Source organism: Agromyces marinus, assembly GCF_021442325.1.
Lineage (GTDB): Bacteria > Actinomycetota > Actinomycetes > Actinomycetales > Microbacteriaceae > Agromyces > Agromyces marinus.
In genome coordinates this window covers 1,727,595-1,748,168 of record NZ_CP087879.1, presented here as the reverse complement: position 1 = coordinate 1,748,168, position 20,574 = coordinate 1,727,595, and the positions used below count along the sequence as shown (strand labels likewise).

Below are 20,574 nucleotides of genomic sequence, written 5' to 3'. Positions count from 1 at the left end.
GGGATCCGGCTTCGGCCGGATCCCGCCCCTGTGCGCAGCACCCGCCGATCAGCCGAGGCTGAATCCACCGTCGCTCGTGAGTACCTGGCCGACGATCCAGGCGCCCTCGGCTGTCGCGAGCCAGCCGATCAGTTCGGCCGGGTCGTCGGGCGCACCGTAGCGTCCGAACGGCGTTGCGGCCAGATGCGCCTCGAGTTCGCCGAGCGGCCGGTCGGTGCTGTCGGGATCCATGTAGCCGGTGTTCACGGGCCCCGGGTTGATCGTGTTGAGGATGATGCCGAGCTCGATCAGCTCCGCGGCGACGGTGGCGGTGATGCCGGCCAGAGCCGCCTTGCTCGCCGCGTAGGCGACCTCACCGCGCATGGGGCCGTTCACCTGACCGGAGGTCATCCAGAACACACGTCCCCGGGGCTGCGGGTGGGGCTTGCCGCCGTCGATCCGCTCGCCGGGCCGCCTCTCGTTCGCGGATCCACCGTGCGCCTTGCGCCGCGCGAACTCCGCAGTCAGGAGGAGCGTCGCGCGCGCATTCACATCCCAGTGCCCGTCGAGGCGATCTGGCGTCATGTCCAGGATGCTTCCGTCGCCACCGCTCCGTGCGTGGTTGCAGACGAGGATGTCGAGCTTCCCGGTGACCCCGGTCGCGGCATCGATGATCCGGGGGACGGCGTCGGGGTCGGCCAGGTCCGCGCTCTCGTCAGCCATGGTCGCACCGTCGACGAGGTGTCGCCGGATGCCGTCACGCACCGCATCGAGGTCGTCGCCGCCCCACGGCTGGTCGAGATCGTGTGGTCGGTAGTGGTGCACCACGACGTGGGCGCCGAGGGAGGCGAGCTTGGTGGCGACCGCATATCCGATGCCTCGGCGTCGGGAGACGCCGGTGACAAGCGCGGTCTGGCCATGGAGGGGAGATCCGGGGTGCAAGAGTGAGCCCTTCTTCGATGCCGAGGCGGCGGGGGAATGTGATGTCGCGGCTCAACTGCATTGCATGGCGAAGATGATATCCGCTCGGCGCCGTGCACAGCTGCGGGCACGCCTGCCGCCGGTCTCATCTGGTGGGCCGGGCCACGTGCGGGGCGTTCGGACTCGTCCTGTTCCTCGTCATCCTGCTCCTGAACTCGGCGATCGCGCTCCGAGCAGACCCTCCGTCGAGTGATACCGGTCGCGCCGAGTGATGCCGATGCACCGGTATCACCAGGCGCGGACGGTATCACTCGGTAGGGTCACGCGGGCTTCACAAAGCGCAACTAAGCGGTGAGGCGGTTCCTCGACGTGCTCGAGCAGCCCCCGATTCCCAGCGAGGCGTTCGCCGCTCTCGACCTCGAGGTTCGGCGAACCACCCGCGACACGGCAGCACAACCGCACCGAGGACAGGAGATCGCATGACCGAGCAGACGTCGCCGACGCCCACCGGGTCCACCACGCAGGGTCCGCTCGGCCCGGAAGTTCGCCTCGTGCGCCGCTTCCGAGCTCCGATCGACGCGGTCTGGGCCGCGATGACCGAATCCGAACGACTCGAGCGATGGATCGGGCGCTGGGAAGGCGAACCCTCGAGCAGTACTACCCCGCCATGCGCGAACACTACGCTCGCCGTACCTGACAGGTGGCGCCGTCACGCGTTCACCGAGTCGTCGTCCCAGATCGATTCGCCAGGCGGTCGGCCCCTGATGGCGCTGACGAGCGCTGCGGCGTCGGCAGGAGCACGGACCCACCCACCCGTACGAGCGGATGCCGCGGCAACGTGCCGCCCGCGGCATCCGCCGGGCTCGGCAACGCATGCAGCCCGATGGTGCCGCGTGCCCACGAGAGCGGCTGGTAGGATCGATCGACCGACATCCTTGAAGCCCGTCCCGTGAGGCGGAGAAGGGAGTCCGCATGGCTGTGCGCACAGTGCTGCAGCAAGCTGACCTCGAGCGGGCGCTGACCCGCATCGCACACGAGATCCTCGAAGCCAATCGCGGCGCCGACGACCTCATCCTCCTCGGCATCCCCACGCGCGGCGTGGCGCTGGCCGAACGACTCGCCCGGACCGTCTCCCGGATCGCCGGCACCGACGTGCCCGCCGGCGCGCTCGACGTGACCATGTACCGCGACGACCTGGGCCGGAACCCGGTGCGCGCGACCCACCCGACCGAGGTGCCGGGCGACGTCGTCGACGGCCGCGTCGTGGTGCTCGTCGACGACGTGCTCTACTCGGGCCGCACCATCCGCGCCGCGTTCGATGCCCTCGCCGACCTCGGCCGTGCTCGGGCCGTGCGCCTCGCGGTGCTCGTCGACCGCGGCCACCGCGAGTTCCCGATCCGGGCCGACTACGTCGGCAAGAACCTGCCCAGCTCGACGCGCGAGCGCATCAACGTGCGACTCGTCGAGACCGACGGCGAAGACGCCGTCACGATCGAGGGCGGCGACGCGTGATTCACCTGCTCAGCACCCGCGACCTCTCGCGCGAGGACGCCATCGGCCTGCTCGACGTGGCCGAGGACATGGCGGCCGTCCAGGACCGCGAGGTCAAGAAGCTGCCGACGCTGCGCGGCAAGACCGTGGTCAACCTCTTCTTCGAGGACTCGACGCGCACGCGCATCTCGTTCGAGGCCGCCGCGAAGCGGCTCTCGGCCGACGTCATCAACTTCAGCGCCAAGGGGTCGAGCGTCTCGAAGGGCGAGAGCCTGAAGGACACCGCGCAGACCCTCCACGCGATGGGCGCCGACGGCGTCGTCATCCGCCATCACGCATCGGGCGCGCCCTTCACGCTCGCGACGAGCGGATGGATCGACGCCGGCGTCCTCAACGCCGGCGACGGCACGCACGAGCACCCCACGCAGGCGCTGCTGGATGCGTTCACGATGCGGCGCCGCCTGCACGGCACCGCATCCCGCGGGCGCGACCTCGACGGAGTCTCGGTCGTCATCGTCGGCGACATCCTGCACTCGCGCGTCGCCCGCTCGAACGTCTGGCTGCTCGAGACGCTCGGCGCCGAGGTGACCCTCGTCGCGCCGCCGACGCTGGTCCCGGTCGACGTGACCGGCTGGCCGGCGAACCTCGAGTACGACCTCGACCGTGCGCTCGCGGGCGCACCGGACGTGGTCATGATGCTCCGCATCCAGGCGGAGCGCATGCACGGCGCGTTCTTCCCGAACAGTCGGGAGTACGCGCGCACCTGGGGGCTGGACGACGCGAGGTTCGCCCAGCTGCCCGCAAGTACGATGGTGATGCATCCGGGCCCCATGAATCGCGGGCTCGAGATCGCCGCTCGCGCCGCCGACTCCCCGCAGTCCACGGTGCGCGAGCAGGTTGCGAACGGAGTATCTGTGAGAATGGCCGCCCTCTACCTGTTGCTGTCCGGCGAGCGGGGTGAGGCCCGATGAGCGATCGCCACCTGATCCGAGGTGCGACCCTGCCCTCGGGCGAGCGCGCCGACATCCTCCTCGCCGACGGGCGCATCGCCGAGGTCGGCGCTGCGGCGGATGCCTCGGGCGCGACCGTGATCGACGCCGACGGGCTCGTCGCCCTGCCCGGCCTGGTCGACCTGCACACCCACCTGCGCGAGCCCGGCTACGAGCAGAGCGAGACGGTGCTCACGGGCACGCAGGCCGCAGCGGCCGGCGGGTTCACGGCGGTCTTCGCGATGGCGAACACGTTCCCCGTGGCCGACACCGCCGGGGTGGTCGAGCAGGAACTCGCGCTCGGCGAGGCCGCGGGCTACGCGACCGTGCAGCCGATCGGCGCCGTGACCGTCGGCCTCGCGGGCGAGCGACTCGCCGAGCTCGGTGCGATGGCGGCGTCCCGCGCTCGCGTGCGCGTCTTCAGCGACGACGGGTTCTGCGTCCACGACCCGCTGCTCATGCGCCGTGCGCTCGAGTACGTGAAGGCGTTCGACGGCGTCATCGCCCAGCACGCCCAGGAGCCGCGGCTCACGCAGGGCGCGCAGATGAACGAGGGCGCGCTGTCGGGCGAGCTCGGCCTGGCCGGGTGGCCCGCGGTGGCCGAGGAGTCGATCATCGCGCGCGACGTGCTCCTGGCCGAGCACGTCGGATCGCGGCTGCACGTGTGCCACGTCTCGACCGCCGGCTCGGTCGAGGTCATCCGCTGGGCCAAGGCGCGCGGCATCGACGTGACCGCCGAGGTCACGCCGCACCACCTGCTGCTCACCGAGGACCTCATCTCGGGCTACGACCCCCGGTTCAAGGTCAACCCGCCGCTGCGCCGCGAGGAGGACGTCCGCGCGCTGCGCGACGCGCTCGCCGACGGCACCATCGACATCGTCGCGACCGACCATGCGCCGCACCCCGTCGAGGCGAAGGAGGGCGAGTGGGATGCCGCGGCGAACGGCATGGTCGGCCTCGAGTCGGCGCTCTCCGTCGTCCAGCAGACGATGGTCGACCCCGGCCGGATGGACTGGGCCGGCATCGCGCGGGTGCTCTCGACGACGCCCGCGCGCATCGGTCGCATCGCCGGCCACGGCGAGCCCGTCGCGGCGGGCTCGGCGGCCGAGCTGACGCTCGTCGACCCGGCCGCCTCGTCGGCGTTCGGCGTCGAGCGGCTCGCGGGCCGCAGTGTGAACTCGCCCTACCTCGGCCGCACGCTGCCCGGCCGAGTCGTCGCGACGTTCCACCGGGGCGTGCCCACCGTGCTCGACGGCGCGGTCCGGCCCGCGGACGAGGTGGCGGCGGCATCCGCTCGTACCGAGGAGGTCGCCCGTGGATAACCGGTGGATCGGGATCGTCGTCGCCGTCGCGCTCGTCGGCGGGGCGATCTGGCTCATGCTGCGCTCGTGGCGTCGGCGCACCGTCCGAGACGAGACGCTGGCCGCCTACCCGGCGCCGTCGGTCCTCGCGCCCGCGGTGCTCGAGGTCGAGACCCTCTACGTGGCGACGACCCCCGAGGGCGAGCCGCTCGAGCGGCTCGCGGTCGAGGGGCTCGCCTTCCGCGGCGCCGCCCGCGTCGAGGTGCACGCATCCGGCGTGCTCCTGCGCATCGCGGGGGAGCGGTCGAGCTACATCCCCGCTGAGGAGATCGTGGGAGCCGGGACGGCGACCTACGCGATCGATCGCGGGGTCGAGCCCGAGGGCCTCGTCGCCCTCACCTGGAACGTCGACGACCGGTCGGAGCCCGAGACCCCGACCCGCGTCGACAGCTACCTGCGGTGCCGATACCCGGGCGATTCCGCCCGGCTCATCACCGCCCTGAACGAGATCGCCGCGGCGCCCGAGGCGCCGCACCCGAACGCAGAAGCAGGAAGCGAGGCCTCGGATGACTGAGACCCCGAACACGGTCGATGAGCAGGCCGCAGTGGCGACCATCGACCTCGATCGAGCCGTGCTCGTCCTCGAGGACGGCACGCGGTACGAGGGGCGCGCCTACGGCGCCCGCGGGCGCACGCTCGGCGAAGCCGTCTTCGCCACCGGCATGACCGGATACCAGGAGACCCTGACCGACCCGTCCTACGCGGGCCAGATCGTGCTCATGACCGCGCCGCACATCGGCAACACCGGCATGAACGACGACGACATGGAGTCCGCGCGGATCTGGGTCGCGGGCTTCGTCGTGCGCGACCCCTCGAGGGTCGTGTCGAACTTCCGTTCGCAGCGCAGCCTCGACGACGACCTCGCGGCCGCAGGCATCGTGGGCATCAGCGGCATCGACACGCGCGCGGTGACGCGGCGCATCCGCTCCTCAGGTGCGATGCGGTCGGGGGTGTTCTCCGGCGAGGACGCGTTCCTCTCGCCCGGCGAACAGCTCGACCTCGTGCGCGAGGGCGAGCAGATGGCCGGCCGGAACCTCTCGGGTGCGGTCTCGACCGCCGAGCCGTACACGCTCCCGGCGACCGCCGAGCGCGTCGGCTCGGTCGCGGTGCTCGACCTCGGCGTGAAGACGTCGACGCTGGGCTACCTCGCCGACCGGGGGTTCGACGTGCACGTGCTCCCGCAGACCGTGACGGCCGAGGACGTGCTCGCACTCGAGCCCGACGCCCTGTTCTTCTCCAACGGGCCCGGCGACCCGAGCGCCTCCGACCGCCATGTCGAACTGCTCCGCTCGGCGCTGCGCGCCGGCGTGCCGTACTTCGGCATCTGCTTCGGCAACCAGCTGCTCGGTCGAGCGCTCGGCTTCGACACCTACAAGCTTCCGTTCGGCCACCGCGGCATCAACCAGCCGGTGCTCGACCGCGCGACCGGCCGCGTCGAGATCACGGCGCACAACCACGGTTTCGCGGTCGCGGCTCCGACCGACGCGATCAGCGAGTCCAGCGTGGGCTTCGGCCGCGTCGAGGTCAGCCACGTCGGACTCAACGACGACGTCGTCGAGGGCCTGAACTGCCTCGACATCCCCGCGTTCTCCGTGCAGTACCACCCCGAATCGGCGGCCGGCCCGCACGACGCGAACTACCTCTTCGACCGCTTCCGCGACATGGTCATCGCCGCGAAGCAGAACGACCGCACCCAGGAGGCCGGCGAGTAATGCCCAAGCGCGACGACATCAACAGCGTCCTGGTCATCGGGTCGGGCCCGATCGTCATCGGACAGGCCGCCGAGTTCGACTACTCCGGCACCCAGGCGTGCCGGGTCCTCCGGGCGGAGGGCGTCCGGGTCATCCTCGTGAACCCCAACCCGGCGACGATCATGACCGACCCCGACTTCGCCGACGCGACCTACGTCGAGCCGATCACCCCCGAGGTGATCGAGTCGATCATCGTCAAGGAGAAGCCGGATGCCGTGCTGCCGACGCTCGGCGGCCAGACCGCGCTGAACGCGGCCATCGCCCTGCACGACGCGGGGATCCTCGACAAGCACGGCGTCGAGCTCATCGGGGCGAAGGTCGATGCGATCCGAAAGGGCGAGGACCGTCAGCTCTTCAAGGACCTCGTCATCGAGGCCGGGGCGGATGTCGCGCGCTCGCATGTCGCGACGACCCTCGAGCAGGCCAAGGAGTTCGCCCTCGACCTCGGCTACCCGCTCGTGGTCCGCCCGTCCTTCACCATGGGCGGACTCGGTTCGGGTTTCGCCTACACCGAGGAGGACCTGGTCCGCATCGTGACCCAGGGCCTGCACGATTCGCCGACCACCGAGGTGCTCCTCGAGGAGTCCATCCTCGGCTGGAAGGAGTACGAGCTCGAGCTCATGCGCGACACGCACGACAACACCGTCGTGGTCTGCTCGATCGAGAACGTCGACCCGGTCGGCGTGCACACGGGCGACTCGATCACGGTCGCGCCCGCGCTGACGCTCACCGACCGCGAGTACCAGAAGCTCCGCGACATCGGCATCGACATCATCCGCGCCGTGGGCGTGGACACGGGCGGCTGCAACATCCAGTTCGCCGTCGACCCGGCGGACGGCCGCATCATCGTCATCGAGATGAACCCGCGCGTCTCTCGCTCGTCGGCGCTCGCGTCGAAGGCCACGGGCTTCCCGATCGCGAAGATCGCCGCGAAGCTCGCCATCGGCTACCGCCTCGACGAGATCCCGAACGACATCACCAAGGTGACGCCCGCGAGCTTCGAGCCGACCCTCGACTACGTCGTGGTCAAGGTCCCGCGGTTCGCGTTCGAGAAGTTCCCGGCCGCCGACCCGACGCTGACGACCACCATGAAGTCGGTCGGCGAGGCCATGGCCATCGGCCGCAACTTCTCGACCGCGCTGCAGAAGGCGCTGCGTTCGCTCGAGAAGCGCGGATCGAGCTTCCACTGGGGCGACGAGGCGCGCACGGTCGACGACCTGCTCGAGGCGGCCTCCGTGCCCACCGACGGCCGTATCGTGCTCGTCCAGCAGGCGCTCCGGAAGGGCGCGACGATCGAGCAGGCCTTCGAGGCGACGAAGATCGACCCGTGGTTCCTCGACCAGATCGTCCTGATCAACGAGGTCGCCGAGCGGATCGCGGGTGCCGAGGCGCTCGACACCGACACGATCCTCCTCGCGAAGGACCACGGGTTCTCCGACGCGCAGATCGGCCAGCTGCGCGGCTTCGGCGAAGCCGACGCGCGTGAGGTCCGGCACATCCTCGGCATCCGCCCGGTCTTCAAGACGGTCGACACGTGCGCCGGCGAGTTCCCCGCACTCACGCCCTACCACTACTCGAGCTACGACTTCGAGACCGAGGTCGCGCCGAGCGACCGCCGCAAGGTCGTCATCCTCGGCTCGGGCCCGAACCGCATCGGCCAGGGCGTCGAGTTCGACTACTCGTGCGTGCACGCGTCGTTCGCGCTGTCGGACGCCGGCTACGAGACGATCATGATCAACTGCAACCCCGAGACGGTCTCGACCGACTACGACACGAGCGACCGGCTCTACTTCGAGCCGCTCACGCTCGAGGACGTGCTCGAGGTGATCCACGCCGAGTCGCAGTCGGGCGAACTCGTCGGCGTCGTGGTGCAGCTCGGCGGCCAGACCGCGCTCGGGCTCGCGAAGGGCCTCGAGGCCGCGGGGGTGCCGATCCTCGGCACCACGCCCGAGGCGATCGACCTCGCCGAGGAGCGCGGCCGGTTCGCGGCCATCCTCGACGCCGCTGGGCTGCTCGCTCCGCGCAACGGCACCGCGACCGAGCTCGCGGGCGCCGTCCAGATCGCCGAGGAGATCGGCTACCCGGTGCTCGTGCGCCCCAGCTTCGTGCTCGGCGGCCGCGGCATGGAGATCGTGTACGACACGCCGTCGCTCGTCGACTACTTCGCGCGCATCGCCGACCAGGGCATCGTCGGTCCGACCCATCCGCTGCTCGTCGACCGCTTCCTCGACGACGCGATCGAGATCGACGTCGACGCACTCTACGACGGCACCGAGCTCTACGTCGGCGGCGTCATGGAGCACATCGAGGAGGCCGGCATCCACTCCGGCGACTCGAGCTGCACGCTCCCGCCGGTCACGCTCGGTCGTGCCGAGGTCGATCGGGTGCGCGAGGCCACGCGCGCGATCGCCGAGGGCGTCGGCGTGAAGGGCCTGCTGAACGTGCAGTTCGCGATCGGCGCGGGCGTGCTCTACGTGCTCGAGGCCAACCCGCGCGCGAGCCGCACGGTGCCGTTCGTGTCGAAGGCGCTCGGCATCCCGCTCGCCAAGGCCGCGTCGCGCATCATGGTCGGCGACGCGATCCGCGACCTCGTCGCCGAGGGGATGCTGCCCGAGGTCGACGGCTCGAAGGTGCCGCTCGACGCGCCGGTCGCCGTCAAGGAGGCCGTGCTGCCGTTCCACCGCTTCCGCACGCGCGAGGGCATCATGGTCGACTCCGTGCTCGGCCCGGAGATGCGCTCGACCGGCGAGGTCATGGGCATCGATCGCGACTTCCCGCGCGCCTTCGCCAAGAGCCAGCTCGCCGCGTACGGCGGCATGCCGCTCTCGGGCCGCGTGTTCGTGTCGGTCTCCGACCGCGACAAGCGCGCGATCATCCTCCCGGTGCTCCGCATGCAGCAGCTCGGCTACGACCTCGTGGCGACCGAGGGCACGGCCGAGGTGCTGCGGCGCAACGGCATCGCGGCCGACGTCGTGCTGAAGTTCAGCGAGAAGGAGGGCGAGGACGCGACCTCGGTCGTCGAGCTCATCCACCGCGGCGAGATCGACGTCGTCGTGAACACGCCGAGCGGCCGTTCGGCGCGCGCCGACGGCTACGAGATCCGGGCCGCGGCGGTCGCGGCCGACATCCCGCTGTTCACGACGATCGCCGAGCTGTCGGCCGCGGTCGCGTCGCTCGACGTGAACGACGGCGGCTTCGAGGTGACGAGCCTGCAGGAGTACGCCCGTCGCCGTGCCGGAGAGGTGGTCGCGTGACGACCGTCACCGCGTTCGGCGACCGGCTCGAGGCGGCGTTCGCCGCCCGCGGGCGGCTGTGCGTGGGCATCGACCCGCATGCGTGGCTGCTCGACGAGTGGCGCCTTCCCGACTCGGGCGCGGGCGTGCGCGAGTTCGGCCTGCGGGTCGTGGATGCCGCGGCCGGCCGGGTCGGGATCGTCAAGCCCCAGGTGTCGTTCTTCGAACGCCACGGTTCGGCCGGGTATGCCGCGCTCGAGCGCGTGCTGGGACTCGCGCGCGAGGCCGGGCTGCTCGTGATCGCCGACGTCAAGCGAGGCGACATCGGCTCGACGGTCGAGGCGTACGGCCAGGCGTGGCTCTCGCCGTCCTCGCCGCTCGCGGCCGACGCGATGACGATCTACGCCTACCAGGGGCTCGGCTCGATCGAGGGCGTCATGCGCCAGGCGGAGTCCGCGGGTGCGGGCCTGTTCGTCGTCGCGGCGACGTCGAACCCCGAGGCGGCGGCCATCCAGCAGGCGGTGCTGCAGGGCTCGAGCCGCGAGGGCGCCTCGGTCGCCGGCGCGATCGTGTCGGGTGTCGACGCGTGGAACCGGGGACGCGACGGCGCCGACGAGCGCGCGTTCGGCTCGGTGGGCGTGGTGCTCGGCGCGACGATCGTGCCCGAGGAGTTCGGCATCGACGTCTCCTCCGATTCGCGTCCGCGCGTGCCCGTGCTGGTGCCCGGGATCGGCTTCCAGGGCGGTGAGCTCCGCGACGTCCCGGCCAGGCTCGGGTCGCTGGCTCCGGGCGCGATCCTGACCGACAGCCGGGGTCTGCTCGCCGCCGGTCCCGACGGCATCGCCGACGCGATCGCGCGGCGGGCCGACGAGGTGGGAGCGCTCGATGTCTGATCGCTCCGCGGCATCCGCCCCGCCCGAGGTCGACCGCGTCGCCGCGTCGCGCGCGGCCGTCGCCGCCCGGCGTGCCCGCGCGGCGGTCAAGCACGAGGTGGCGACCGGCCTGCGCAGCCCGCTCGACGTGCTCCGGGTCGCGTACGACGAGCCCGAGGGCGTCGAGGGGCGCCTGCGCGTCACGGAGTTCCTGACCTCGATCCCCGCGATCGGGCAGACCAAGTGCTCGCGGATCATGGCCGACCTGCAGATCGCGGCATCGAAGCGGCTGGGCGGACTCGGCCGGCTGCAACGCCGTCGGCTGCGCGAGTTCACGGCCGAGTGGATCGCAGACCACGGCGGGGTGGGGGATCGGCTCGTGGTCCTCGCCGGGCCGACGGCCGTCGGCAAGGGCACGGTCGCGGGCTACATCCGCGAGCACCACCCCGACGTGAAGCTCTCGGTCTCGGCGACGACCCGCGCCCCGCGCCCCGGCGAGGTCGACGGCGAGCACTACTACTTCGTCTCCGACGAGGAGTTCGACCGGATGGTCGAGGGCGGCCAGTTGCTCGAGTGGGCGACCGTGCACAACGCCCATCGCTACGGGACGCCGCGTGGACCCGTCGAGGAGGCGATCGCCGCGGGCAACGGCGTGCTGCTCGAGATCGACATCCAGGGCGCGCGCTCGGTGCGCCGTGCGATGCCCGAGGCGACGCTGGTCTTCCTGCTGCCGCCGACCTGGGAGGAACTCGTGCGGCGCCTCGTCGGCCGCGGCACCGAGAGTCCCGCTGAGCAGCAGCGCCGGCTCGAGACCGCGAAGGTCGAGTTGGCCGCGGTGGACGAGTTCGATCACCAGGTCGTGAACCACGAGGTCCGCGACGCTGCGCAAAAGGTCGTAGACTTGATGCGGCCGCGACGGGGTCGGCGTCAGCCTGCCCCGCGCCACGATCTTCCGCGCACCGAGGGTGCGCCCGTCCCGAAGGAGTCCCATGGCTGAGAAGCAGTCCGGCATCATCGACCCGCCCATCGACGACCTGCTGTCGAAGGTCGACTCGAAGTACCAGTTGGTCATCTTCGCGTCCAAGCGCGCGCGCCAGATCAACGACTACTACGCAGACCTCCACGAGGGCAGCCTGTTCGACAACGTCGGACCGCTCGTCGACTCGTCGATCGACGACAAGCCGCTCTCGGTCGCGCTCCACGAGATCAACGAGGACAAGCTGCGCCTCCGCCCGATCGGCGAGTAGCCGGCAGGCGCGGATGCCGCTGAACATCGTCGTCGGCATCACCGGCGGCATCGCGGCGTACAAGGCCGTGTCGGTGGTGCGATCCCTCGTGCTCGCCGGGCACGACGTGCACGTCGTGCCCACCGAGTCGGCCCTGCGGTTCGTCGGGCGCCCGACCCTCGAGGCGATCTCGCGCAACCCGGTTCACGTCGACCTGTTCGAGGGCGTCGCTGAGGTCCGCCACGTGGCGATCGGCCAGGCCGCGGATCTCATCGTCATCGCACCGGCCACCGCGAACTCGATCGCGAAGCTCGCCACCGGGCTCGCTGACGACCTGCTCGGCAACACGCTCCTCGCGAGCGAGGCGCCCGTCGTCGTCGCCCCGGCCATGCACACCGAGATGTGGCGCCACCCGGCCACGCAGGCGAACATCGCGACGCTCCGCGAGCGCGGGGTGACGGTCGTCGGGCCCGCGGTCGGTCAGTTGACGGGTTCCGATTCCGGGCCCGGACGACTCGAGGAGCCCGAGGTCATCGTGCGCGCCGCGCTCGAGGTCGCGGCCCGCCACGGGCTCGACGTCGGTGCGCCTGAGGCGCGCGCCGCGGCATCCGCTTCGGATCTCGACGGGGTGCGCATCGTCGTGACCGCCGGCGGTACGCGCGAGCCGCTCGACCCGGTCCGCTTCCTCGGCAACCGCTCCAGCGGAAAGCAGGGCGTCGCGATCGCCGAGGCCGCAGCCGCGCGCGGGGCCGAGGTCACGCTCATCGCCGCGAACCTCGAGGTCGACGCACCGGGCGGATGCCGCGTCGAGCGGGTCTCGACGGCCCTCGAACTGCGGGCCGCCGTGCTCGCGGCGGCCGAGCAGGCCGACGCGGTCGTGATGGCCGCGGCGGTCGCCGACTTCCGCCCCGCCGACGTGAGCGACGCGAAGATCAAGAAGGTCGACGGCCAGGAGCGGATGTCGATCGACCTCGTGCGCAACCCCGACATCCTCGCCGAGCTCGGTGCCTCGGAGCACGACGGCACCCTGCTCGTGGGCTTCGCGGCGGAGACCGAGTCCGACCCGGAGCGGCTGCTCGAGCTCGGACGGGCCAAGCGCCGCGCGAAGGGCGCCGACCTGCTCGTCGTCAACCGCGTCGGCTGGAGCCACGGGTTCACGGCCGACGACAACACGGTCACGGTCATCGACGCGCACGATCGGGTCGCGGCCGAGGCCGCCGGTGCGAAGACGTCGGTGGCCCGTGTCATCCTCGATCTCATCGCCGAGCGGCTCGCGCCCGGTACCGGACCCACCACGAAGGACACGCCAACCGCATGAGCGCACTGCGCCAGTTCACCTCCGAGTCCGTCACCGAGGGGCACCCCGACAAGATCTGCGACCAGATCTCCGATTCGATCCTCGACGCGCTGCTCGCGGAGGACCCGCGATCGCGGGTCGCCGTCGAGACGCTCGTGACGACGGGGCTCGTCCACGTCGCAGGCGAGGTCTCGACCGAGGCGTACGTCGAGATCCCGGCGATCGTGCGCGAGCGCATCACCTCGATCGGCTACGACTCGTCCGACGTGTGGTTCGACGGCCGGTCGTGCGGCGTCTCGGTCTCGATCGGCGGGCAGTCGCCCGACATCGCGCAGGGCGTCGACGACGCGTTCGAGACCCGCGAGGGCTCGAGCCACGACGAGCTCGACCGGCAGGGCGCCGGCGACCAGGGCATCATGTTCGGCTACGCGGTCCGCGAGACGCCCGAGCTCATGCCCGTGCCGATCTGGGTCGCGCACCGGCTCGCCGAACGACTCACCGAGGTGCGCAAGACGGGCGAGCTCGACTACCTCCGTCCCGACGGCAAGACGCAGGTCACCGTGGGCTACGAGGGCCAGACCGCCCGCACGATCGAGACGGTCGTGCTCTCGACGCAGCATGCGCCGAGCGTCTCGACCGAGCAGCTGCGCGCCGAGGTCGAGGAACTCGTGATCCGCCCCGTGCTCGATCGGGTCGAGCTCGTCCGGCCCGAGCTGAACGTGCTCATCAACCCCACCGGCCGGTTCGAGATCGGCGGCCCGCAGGGCGATGCCGGCCTCACGGGCCGGAAGGTCATCATCGACACCTACGGCGGCGCGAGCCGCCACGGCGGTGGCGCGTTCAGCGGCAAGGACCCCTCGAAGGTCGACCGCTCGGCGGCGTACGCCATGCGCTGGGTCGCGAAGAACGCCGTCGCAGCGGGGCTGGCCGACCGGCTCGAGCTGCAGGTCGCGTACGCGATCGGCGCGGCGGCGCCGGTGGGCCTGTACGTCGAGACGTTCGGCACCGGTCACCTGCCGGAGGAGCGCATCACCGAGGCGATCCGCGAGGTGTTCGACCTGCGTCCGGCCGCGATCATCCGCGACCTCGACCTGCTGCGCCCGATCTACGCCAAGACGGCCGCCTACGGGCACTTCGGCCGTGAGGAGCCCGACTTCACCTGGGAGCGGCTCGACCGCGTCGACGACCTCCGCGCGGCCGCCGGGCTCTGACGTGGCGTGCGGGCGCTGAGGTGAGCGGGCTGCCCGTCGCGCGGATCCTCGTCGATTCACCGCTGCCGCAACTCGACCAGCACTTCGACTACCGGGTGCCGGAGGCGCTCGACGCAGCCGCCGCGCCCGGTGTGCGGGTTCGCGTGCCGCTGCGTGCGGGCGGGCGGATCGCGACCGGCTGGGTGATCGAGCGCGTCGAACGGTCGGAGTTCCGGGGCGATCTCAGCGACGTCGTCGACGTGGTCTCCGACGTGCCGGTGCTCGCGCCCGACGTGTGGCGGCTCGCGCGGGCCGCGGCCGATCGCGCGGCGGGCAATGCGAGCGACATCCTTCGCCTGGCGATCCCGTCACGCTACGTCCGGGCCGAGCAGGCGTGGCGGAACGCCGAGGCCGATCCCGGTCCGCTGCCCGCCGCGGCGCCCGCGGTCGAGGGGTACGAGCCCGGGCGCGTCGAACGCGGCATCGCGGCGGGCGAGCGGATGGTGCTCGCCGCCGACGCGCGACCGGTGCAGCTCGGTTCGGGCACGTGGGTCGGCGCCTGGGCGCGCACGGTCGCGCAGGCGGCCGCGCACGCGCTCGCGCACGACCGGTCGAGCATCGTCGCCGTGCCCGACTACCGCGACCAGGAGCAGCTCGAGGCCGCCCTGGCCGAGGTCGTCGACGCCCGCCGGATCCTCCGCACCGACGCGAGGCAGACCGGTCCGGCACGATTCCGGGCCTTCCTCGAGGCGATGGGCGACCATGCCCGCATCGTGATCGGCAGTCGTTCGACGGTCTACGCGCCGGCTGCGCGCCTGGGCCTCATCGTGGTCGTCGACGACGGCGACGGTTCGCACGCCGAGCCCCTGGCGCCGGGCGTCCACAGCCGCGACGCGGCGCTCATCCGCCAGGAGCAGTCGGGTGCCGCGATGGTGTTCCTCGGGCACAGCCGCAGCGTCGAGGTCCAGCGCCTGGTCGGGCTGGGCTGGGTGCACGAGGTGCCGCTGCGGCGCGGGTCGCGACCGCGGGTCGTGCTCACCGAGCAGCAGGCCGCGCCCGACAGCGGCGGCGCCCGCATCCCGTCGGCGGCGTGGCGCGAGGCCCAGGAGGCGGTGTCCGCGGGCCCGGTGCTCGTGCAGGTGGCACGCCCGGGTCACACCCCGATGCTCGTCTGCGATCGATGCCGGGAGCCGGCGCGCTGCGCGGCGTGCGGCGGTGCGCTGGTGGTGCCGCGGAGCGGAGGGCCGGCATCGTGCGCACTGTGCGGCACGTCGGCGGCCGGGTGGCGGTGTCCGGTCTGCGAGGCGACGGCCATGCGCGCCGCGGTCGTCGGGGCGAGCCGCACGGCCGAGGAGCTCGGCCGGGCGTTCCCGCGCACGCGGGTCGTCGTGTCCGACGGCGAGCGGCCGATCCAGCGGGTCGGCCCGGAGTCCGGGCTCGTCGTCGCGACGCGAGGTGCGGAGCCGGTCGCCGACGGCGGGTACCGTGCGGTGCTGTTGCTCGACGGCGAGCGGATGCTGCTGCGCGAGAGCCTGCGCGTCGCCGAGGACTGCCTGCGGTGGTGGTCGAACGCCGCGGCCCTCGCCGCGCCGGGAGCCCCGGTGTTCCTCGTCGGCGTGGGCGGCGCGGTCGGGGGTGCGCTCGCCACCTGGCGGCAGGCGGACTGGGCGGCTGAGGAACTCGAGACGCGTCGCGCGCTGCGCTTCCCTCCTGCGGTGCGGATGGCCTCGGTGGTGTCGACCCCGGAGCGGCTCGGGGCCGCGCTCGAGCGCATCCGGGAGGCGCCGGGCGTCGACGTGCTCGGACCGACCCCGGCGGGGGAGGGTCTCGACCGCGCGGTCGTCAGGTTCGGCTATTCGGTCGGGGCCGAGGTCGCGCAGCGGCTGAAGGCCGAGGCGATCCGCGCCGCGACGGAACGCCGGCGGCCGGTCGGCGGGCGTCGGGCCGGGCGCGCGGTCGTGCGCGTGCGCATGGACGACCCGGAACTGCCGTGACCTTGGGAGAATGGAGCGTGCCCCAACTCCGGATCGTGTTCGCGGGAACCCCCGCCGTCGCCGTGCCCACCCTCGACGCCCTCGCGGCTTCCGGCCACGAGGTCGTCGCCGCGGTCACGCGACCGCCCGCGCCGATGGGGCGCAAGCGCGTGCTCACCCCGTCGCCGGTCGCGGACGCGGCGGAGCGACTCGGCATCCCGGTGGTCGAGGCTGCGCGGCTCGATGCCGACGCGACCGCGCGGATCTCGGCCCTCCGGCCGGACCTCGGGGTGGTCGTGGCGTACGGCGGTCTCGTGCGCGAGCCGTTGCTCTCGCTGCCGGAGCACGGCTGGATCAACCTGCACTTCTCGGCCCTGCCCGCGTGGCGAGGCGCGGCGCCGGTGCAGCGTGCGCTCATCGCGGGCGATGCCGAGCTGGGTGCGAGCGTGTTCCGGCTGGTGCCGGAACTCGACGCCGGCGACGTGTACGCCCTGCGGTCGCGGCCCGTCGCGCCGGGCGAGACCGCCGGCGCGGCGCTCGACTCCCTGGCCGCGAGCGAGGCGGACCTCGTGCTCGGCGTCGTCGATGCGATCGCGTCGGGCACCGCGACGGCGACCCCCCAGCTCGGCGAGCCGAGCTTCGCGCCCAAGCTCGGGATCGAGGACGGGCGCCTCGACTGGAGCCGGACCACCGCCGAGGTCGACGCGCGCCTGCGCGGCGTGACGCCCGAGCCGGGCGCGCACACCGAGGTCGACGGCGTCCGGCTGAAGGTCCTCGCCGCGGTGCCGGCCGACCCGGGGGCGCCGACGCTCGAACCGGGCGAGCTGCGCATGGATCGCCGGCGCGTGTTCGCGGGCACGGCCGACGGCGCGATGGAGCTTCGGCGGGTGCAGCCCTCGGGCCGCACCGCCATGGGCGCCGCCGACTGGTGGCGGGGCCTCGGCGTGGACCGGGCGGAGGCGCGATGAGCGGCGAGCGCAACGGCCCCCACCGGCGCGACGCCCGTCGGCCCGGCGGTGCGCGTCGAGGAGGGGCCGAGACCCGCGCCCGGCAGGACCGCGTGTCGGCCGCGCGCACCGTCGCGTACGACGTGCTGACCGCGGTGCGCGAGTCCGACGCGTACGCGAACCTGCTGCTTCCTGCGCGCATCGAACGGGCGCGCCTCTCGCCGGCCGACGCCGGGCTCGCGACCGAGCTCGCCTACGGCACGCTTCGACTGCTCGGCCGGTACGACGCGATCATCGCGCGAGCGTCGGGGCGCCCGGTCGAGGCGATCGACCCGCCCGTGCTCGACGTCCTGCGTCTGGGAGCCCACCAACTGCTCGGCACGCGCGTCCCGACGCATGCGGCCGTCAACGAACAGGTCGCGCTCGCGCGACGCGTCGCACCCGCGGCGGCGGGGTTCGTCAACGCGGTGCTCCGGGCGGTGTCGCGCCGCGAGCTCGCGGACTGGCTCGACGAGATCGCCGCCGGCGCCGGGTCGCCCGACGAGGCGCTCGCGCTCGTGCACGCCCACCCGGTCTGGATCGTCCGAGCGCTGCGCTCGGCGCTCGAGCGCGAGGGCCGCGGCGACGAGCTGGCCGCCCTGCTCGAGGCGGACAACGCCTCGCCGCGGGTCAACCTGGTCGCACTGCCGTCCCTCGCGCCCGATCCCGGAACGCTGGGCGATGCCGACGCGTACTCGCCGACCGGGTTCACCGCCGAGGACCCGATCGGGCTCGTCGGCCGCATGGACGGCCGGGTGCGCGTCCAGGACGAGGGCTCGCAACTGGCGGCGCTCGCGCTCAGCCGGGTGCTTCCGGTCCGGCCGGGTGAGCGGTGGCTCGATCTGTGCTCGGGTCCCGGAGGCAAGACCGCCCTGCTCGCCGCCGAGGCGCTCGAGGGCGGTGCGCAGCTCGTGGCGAACGAGGCGGTGCCCGCACGCGCCGACCTGGTCCGACGCGCGGTGGCCCCGGTGCCGATGGAGGTCCCCGTCCACGTCGGCGACGGCCGCGACCTCGATCCCGCGGCGATGGACGCCGAGGGCGGATTCGACCGGATCCTGCTCGACGCCCCGTGCACCGGGCTCGGCGCGCTCCGCCGTCGCCCCGAGTCGCGCTGGCGCAAGTCTCCGTCGGACGTCGCCGAACTCGCCCGCCTGCAGGGCGAACTGGCGGACGCCGCGTTCGCGGCGCTCGCCCCGGGAGGCGTGCTCGCCTACGTCACCTGTTCGCCGCACACCGCCGAGACGCACGCGGTCCTCGGCCGGGCGCTCGAACGCTGGGGCGACGCCGCCGAGGTGCTCGACACCGCATCGGTCGTGCAGCGCGTGGCGCGGCATCCGCTCGATCTCGCCGGCGACGACCGGACGGTGCAGCTCTGGCCGCACCGTCACGGCACGGATGCGATGTTCATCGCGCTCGTCCGCAAGGGGTGAGCCCGCGCGCCGCCGATAGGGTTGGCCGCATGGCGACCCGCATCAACCCGAGCATCCTCTCGGCCGATTTCGCGAACCTCGAGCGCGAGCTCGCACGCATCGGCACGGCCGACCTCGTGCACGTCGACATCATGGACAACCACTTCGTCCCGAACCTCACCTTCGGCCTGCCGATGGTGCAGCGTCTGCAGCAGGTGTCCCCGATCCCGCTCGACGTGCACCTCATGATCGACGACCCCGACCGCTGGGCGCCCGGCTACGCCGAGGCCGGGGCGGCCTCGGTCACCTTCCACGCCGAGGCTGCGAACGAGCCGGTCGCGTTGGCGCGCCGGCTCCGCGAGATCGGCGCGCGCGCGGGCATCGCGCTGAAGCCGGGAACGGATGCCACGCCCTACCTCGACCTGCTGCCCGAGTTCGACCAGGTCCTCATCATGACGGTCGAGCCCGGCTTCGGCGGGCAGAGCTTCATCCACGAGACGATGCCGAAGCTGCGTCGGGTGGCCGATGCCGTCGAGGCCGCCGGACTGGACGTGTGGTTGCAGGTCGACGGCGGGATCACCGCCGAAACGATCGGCATCGCCGCCGAGGCGGGCGCCGACACGTTCGTCGCCGGGTCGGCCGTGTACAACGGCGGCGACCCCGCGGATCGCATCGAGGAGCTCCGGGCCGCGGTGCTGTCACACCGGCATGGCCACGTCGGCGGCACCGGTAGTCTGGACGCGTGAAGACCTTCGACGAACTCTTCGTCGAGCTCGAGGACAAAGCCCGCACCCGCCCCGAGGGCAGCGGCACGGTCCGGCAGCTCGACGCGGGCGTGCACGCCATCGGGAAGAAGATCGTCGAGGAGGCCGCCGAGGTCTGGATGGCCGCCGAGTACCAGAGCGAAGAGGCGACCGCCGAGGAGATCTCGCAGCTGCTCTACCACCTGCAGGTGCTGATGCTCGCGAAGGGCCTCGCACCGGCCGACGTGTACCGACATCTCTGATCGCGCCATGACCGCAGATCAGTTCCGTCGACACGAAAGCCAGGGAATGCTCCGAATCGCCGTGCCCAACAAGGGCTCGCTCTCCGAGACCGCCGCGCAGATGCTCTTCGAGGCCGGGTACACCGGCCGTCGCGACTCGCGCGAGCTCGTCGTCGCCGACCCCCGCAACGGGGTCGAGTTCTTCTACCTCCGCCCCCGCGACATCGCGACCTACGTCGGCTCGGGCGCGCTCGACGTCGGCATCACCGGGCGCGACCTGCTGCTCGACTCCGGCAGCGACGCGGGCGAGATCGCACCCCTCGGATTCGGCGGCTCGACGTTCCGCTTCGCCGGTCCGCCCGGCGAGCACGGCGACCTCGCCGACCTCGAGGGCGTGCGCGTCGCGACGAGCTACCCCGGCCTCGTGGGCGACTTCCTCGCGGGCCACGGCGTCACCGCGAAGCTCGTCAAGCTCGACGGCGCCGTCGAATCCGCGGTGCGGCTGGGCGTCGCCGACGCGGTCGCCGACGTCGTCTCGACGGGCTCGACGCTGCGCACCGCCGGGCTCGAGATCTTCGGGCCCGTCATCCTCGAGTCCGAGGCAGTCCTGATCGGCTCGGGCAACGAGCGAACCGGTACCGCGACGCTCGTGCGCCGCCTGAGCGGGGTCCTCGTCGCGCGCCAGTACGTCATGCTCGACTACGACGTGCCCGTGAGCGCGCTCGAGGCGGCGACCGCCGCGGCGCCCGGGTTCGAGTCCCCGACCGTGTCACCGCTGCACGACAAGGACTGGGCGGCCGTGCGGGTCATGATCCGCCGCACCGACATGAACCACGTCATGGACGAGCTCTACGCGCTCGGCGCACGCGCGATCCTGGTCAGCGCGATCCACGCCGCGCGGCTCTGAGGGG

The 20,574-nt window shown here is 72.5% G+C and carries 18 protein-coding genes; 17 read left to right on the top strand and 1 reads right to left on the bottom strand.

Features of this window, described 5'->3' with window-relative positions; translation table 11 throughout:
- Positions 1-48: 48 nt before the first annotated feature.
- Positions 49-921 carry an SDR family oxidoreductase gene (locus DSM26151_RS08155; protein ID WP_234659084.1) on the bottom strand — a complete coding sequence of 291 codons (873 nt, stop codon included), beginning with the start codon at positions 919-921 and terminating at the stop codon, positions 49-51.
- A gap of 951 nt (positions 922-1,872) precedes the next feature.
- Between DSM26151_RS08155 and pyrR the strand changes: the two genes are divergently transcribed.
- The 17 genes from pyrR to hisG are packed head-to-tail and all read left to right on the top strand — an operon-like array spanning position 1,873 to position 20,570.
- Positions 1,873-2,412 carry a bifunctional pyr operon transcriptional regulator/uracil phosphoribosyltransferase PyrR gene (gene pyrR / locus DSM26151_RS08150; RefSeq protein ID WP_234659083.1) on the top strand — a complete coding sequence of 180 codons (540 nt, stop codon included), beginning with the start codon at positions 1,873-1,875 and terminating at the stop codon, positions 2,410-2,412.
- Positions 2,409-3,362 (top strand): aspartate carbamoyltransferase catalytic subunit, encoded by a 954-nt coding sequence (locus tag DSM26151_RS08145; protein WP_234659082.1) that lies wholly within the window; start codon positions 2,409-2,411, stop codon positions 3,360-3,362. The genes pyrR and DSM26151_RS08145 overlap by 4 nt, the downstream gene beginning before the upstream one ends.
- The gene (locus tag DSM26151_RS08140) at positions 3,359-4,702 is read left to right on the top strand and encodes a dihydroorotase (RefSeq protein ID WP_234659081.1); all 1,344 of its coding nucleotides are present in this window, start codon (positions 3,359-3,361) and stop codon (positions 4,700-4,702) included. Before DSM26151_RS08145 ends, DSM26151_RS08140 begins: the two co-directional genes overlap by 4 nt.
- Entirely contained in the window at positions 4,695-5,255 is a 561-nt protein-coding gene (locus tag DSM26151_RS08135) for a PH-like domain-containing protein (RefSeq protein WP_234659080.1), read from the top strand. Before DSM26151_RS08140 ends, DSM26151_RS08135 begins: the two co-directional genes overlap by 8 nt.
- Positions 5,248-6,453 carry a glutamine-hydrolyzing carbamoyl-phosphate synthase small subunit gene (carA, locus tag DSM26151_RS08130; RefSeq protein ID WP_234659079.1) on the top strand — a complete coding sequence of 402 codons (1,206 nt, stop codon included), beginning with the start codon at positions 5,248-5,250 and terminating at the stop codon, positions 6,451-6,453. The genes DSM26151_RS08135 and carA overlap by 8 nt, the downstream gene beginning before the upstream one ends.
- A complete protein-coding gene (carB, locus tag DSM26151_RS08125; RefSeq protein ID WP_234659078.1) occupies positions 6,453-9,746 on the top strand; it encodes a carbamoyl-phosphate synthase large subunit in 3,294 nt (1,097 codons plus the stop codon). The genes carA and carB overlap by 1 nt, the downstream gene beginning before the upstream one ends.
- Entirely contained in the window at positions 9,743-10,618 is an 876-nt protein-coding gene (pyrF, locus tag DSM26151_RS08120) for an orotidine-5'-phosphate decarboxylase (RefSeq protein ID WP_234659077.1), read from the top strand. The genes carB and pyrF overlap by 4 nt, the downstream gene beginning before the upstream one ends.
- Positions 10,611-11,594, top strand: coding sequence for a guanylate kinase (gene gmk / locus DSM26151_RS08115; protein ID WP_234659076.1), 984 nt, complete (start codon positions 10,611-10,613; stop codon positions 11,592-11,594). Before pyrF ends, gmk begins: the two co-directional genes overlap by 8 nt.
- Positions 11,587-11,844 (top strand): DNA-directed RNA polymerase subunit omega, encoded by a 258-nt coding sequence (gene rpoZ, locus DSM26151_RS08110; protein WP_234659075.1) that lies wholly within the window; start codon positions 11,587-11,589, stop codon positions 11,842-11,844. Before gmk ends, rpoZ begins: the two co-directional genes overlap by 8 nt.
- A 13-nt stretch (positions 11,845-11,857) precedes the next feature.
- A complete protein-coding gene (coaBC, locus tag DSM26151_RS08105; protein WP_407650924.1) occupies positions 11,858-13,141 on the top strand; it encodes a bifunctional phosphopantothenoylcysteine decarboxylase/phosphopantothenate--cysteine ligase CoaBC in 1,284 nt (427 codons plus the stop codon).
- A complete protein-coding gene (metK, locus tag DSM26151_RS08100; RefSeq protein WP_234659074.1) occupies positions 13,138-14,331 on the top strand; it encodes a methionine adenosyltransferase in 1,194 nt (397 codons plus the stop codon). Before coaBC ends, metK begins: the two co-directional genes overlap by 4 nt.
- A 20-nt stretch (positions 14,332-14,351) precedes the next feature.
- Positions 14,352-16,304: a primosomal protein N' family DNA-binding protein gene (locus tag DSM26151_RS08095; RefSeq protein WP_234659073.1), complete on the top strand. Its 1,953-nt coding sequence runs from the start codon at positions 14,352-14,354 to the stop codon at positions 16,302-16,304.
- 17 nt (positions 16,305-16,321) lie between these two features.
- The gene (gene fmt, locus DSM26151_RS08090) at positions 16,322-17,251 is read left to right on the top strand and encodes a methionyl-tRNA formyltransferase (RefSeq protein WP_234659072.1); all 930 of its coding nucleotides are present in this window, start codon (positions 16,322-16,324) and stop codon (positions 17,249-17,251) included.
- A complete protein-coding gene (locus tag DSM26151_RS08085) occupies positions 17,248-18,699 on the top strand; it encodes an RsmB/NOP family class I SAM-dependent RNA methyltransferase (RefSeq protein WP_234659071.1) in 1,452 nt (483 codons plus the stop codon). The genes fmt and DSM26151_RS08085 overlap by 4 nt, the downstream gene beginning before the upstream one ends.
- A 29-nt stretch (positions 18,700-18,728) precedes the next feature.
- Entirely contained in the window at positions 18,729-19,424 is a 696-nt protein-coding gene (gene rpe, locus DSM26151_RS08080) for a ribulose-phosphate 3-epimerase (protein WP_234659070.1), read from the top strand.
- Positions 19,421-19,684: a phosphoribosyl-ATP diphosphatase gene (locus DSM26151_RS08075; protein WP_234659069.1), complete on the top strand. Its 264-nt coding sequence runs from the start codon at positions 19,421-19,423 to the stop codon at positions 19,682-19,684. The genes rpe and DSM26151_RS08075 overlap by 4 nt, the downstream gene beginning before the upstream one ends.
- Positions 19,685-19,730: 46 nt before the next feature.
- The gene (hisG, locus tag DSM26151_RS08070; RefSeq protein WP_234661839.1) at positions 19,731-20,570 is read left to right on the top strand and encodes an ATP phosphoribosyltransferase; all 840 of its coding nucleotides are present in this window, start codon (positions 19,731-19,733) and stop codon (positions 20,568-20,570) included.
- Positions 20,571-20,574 lie beyond the last annotated feature (4 nt).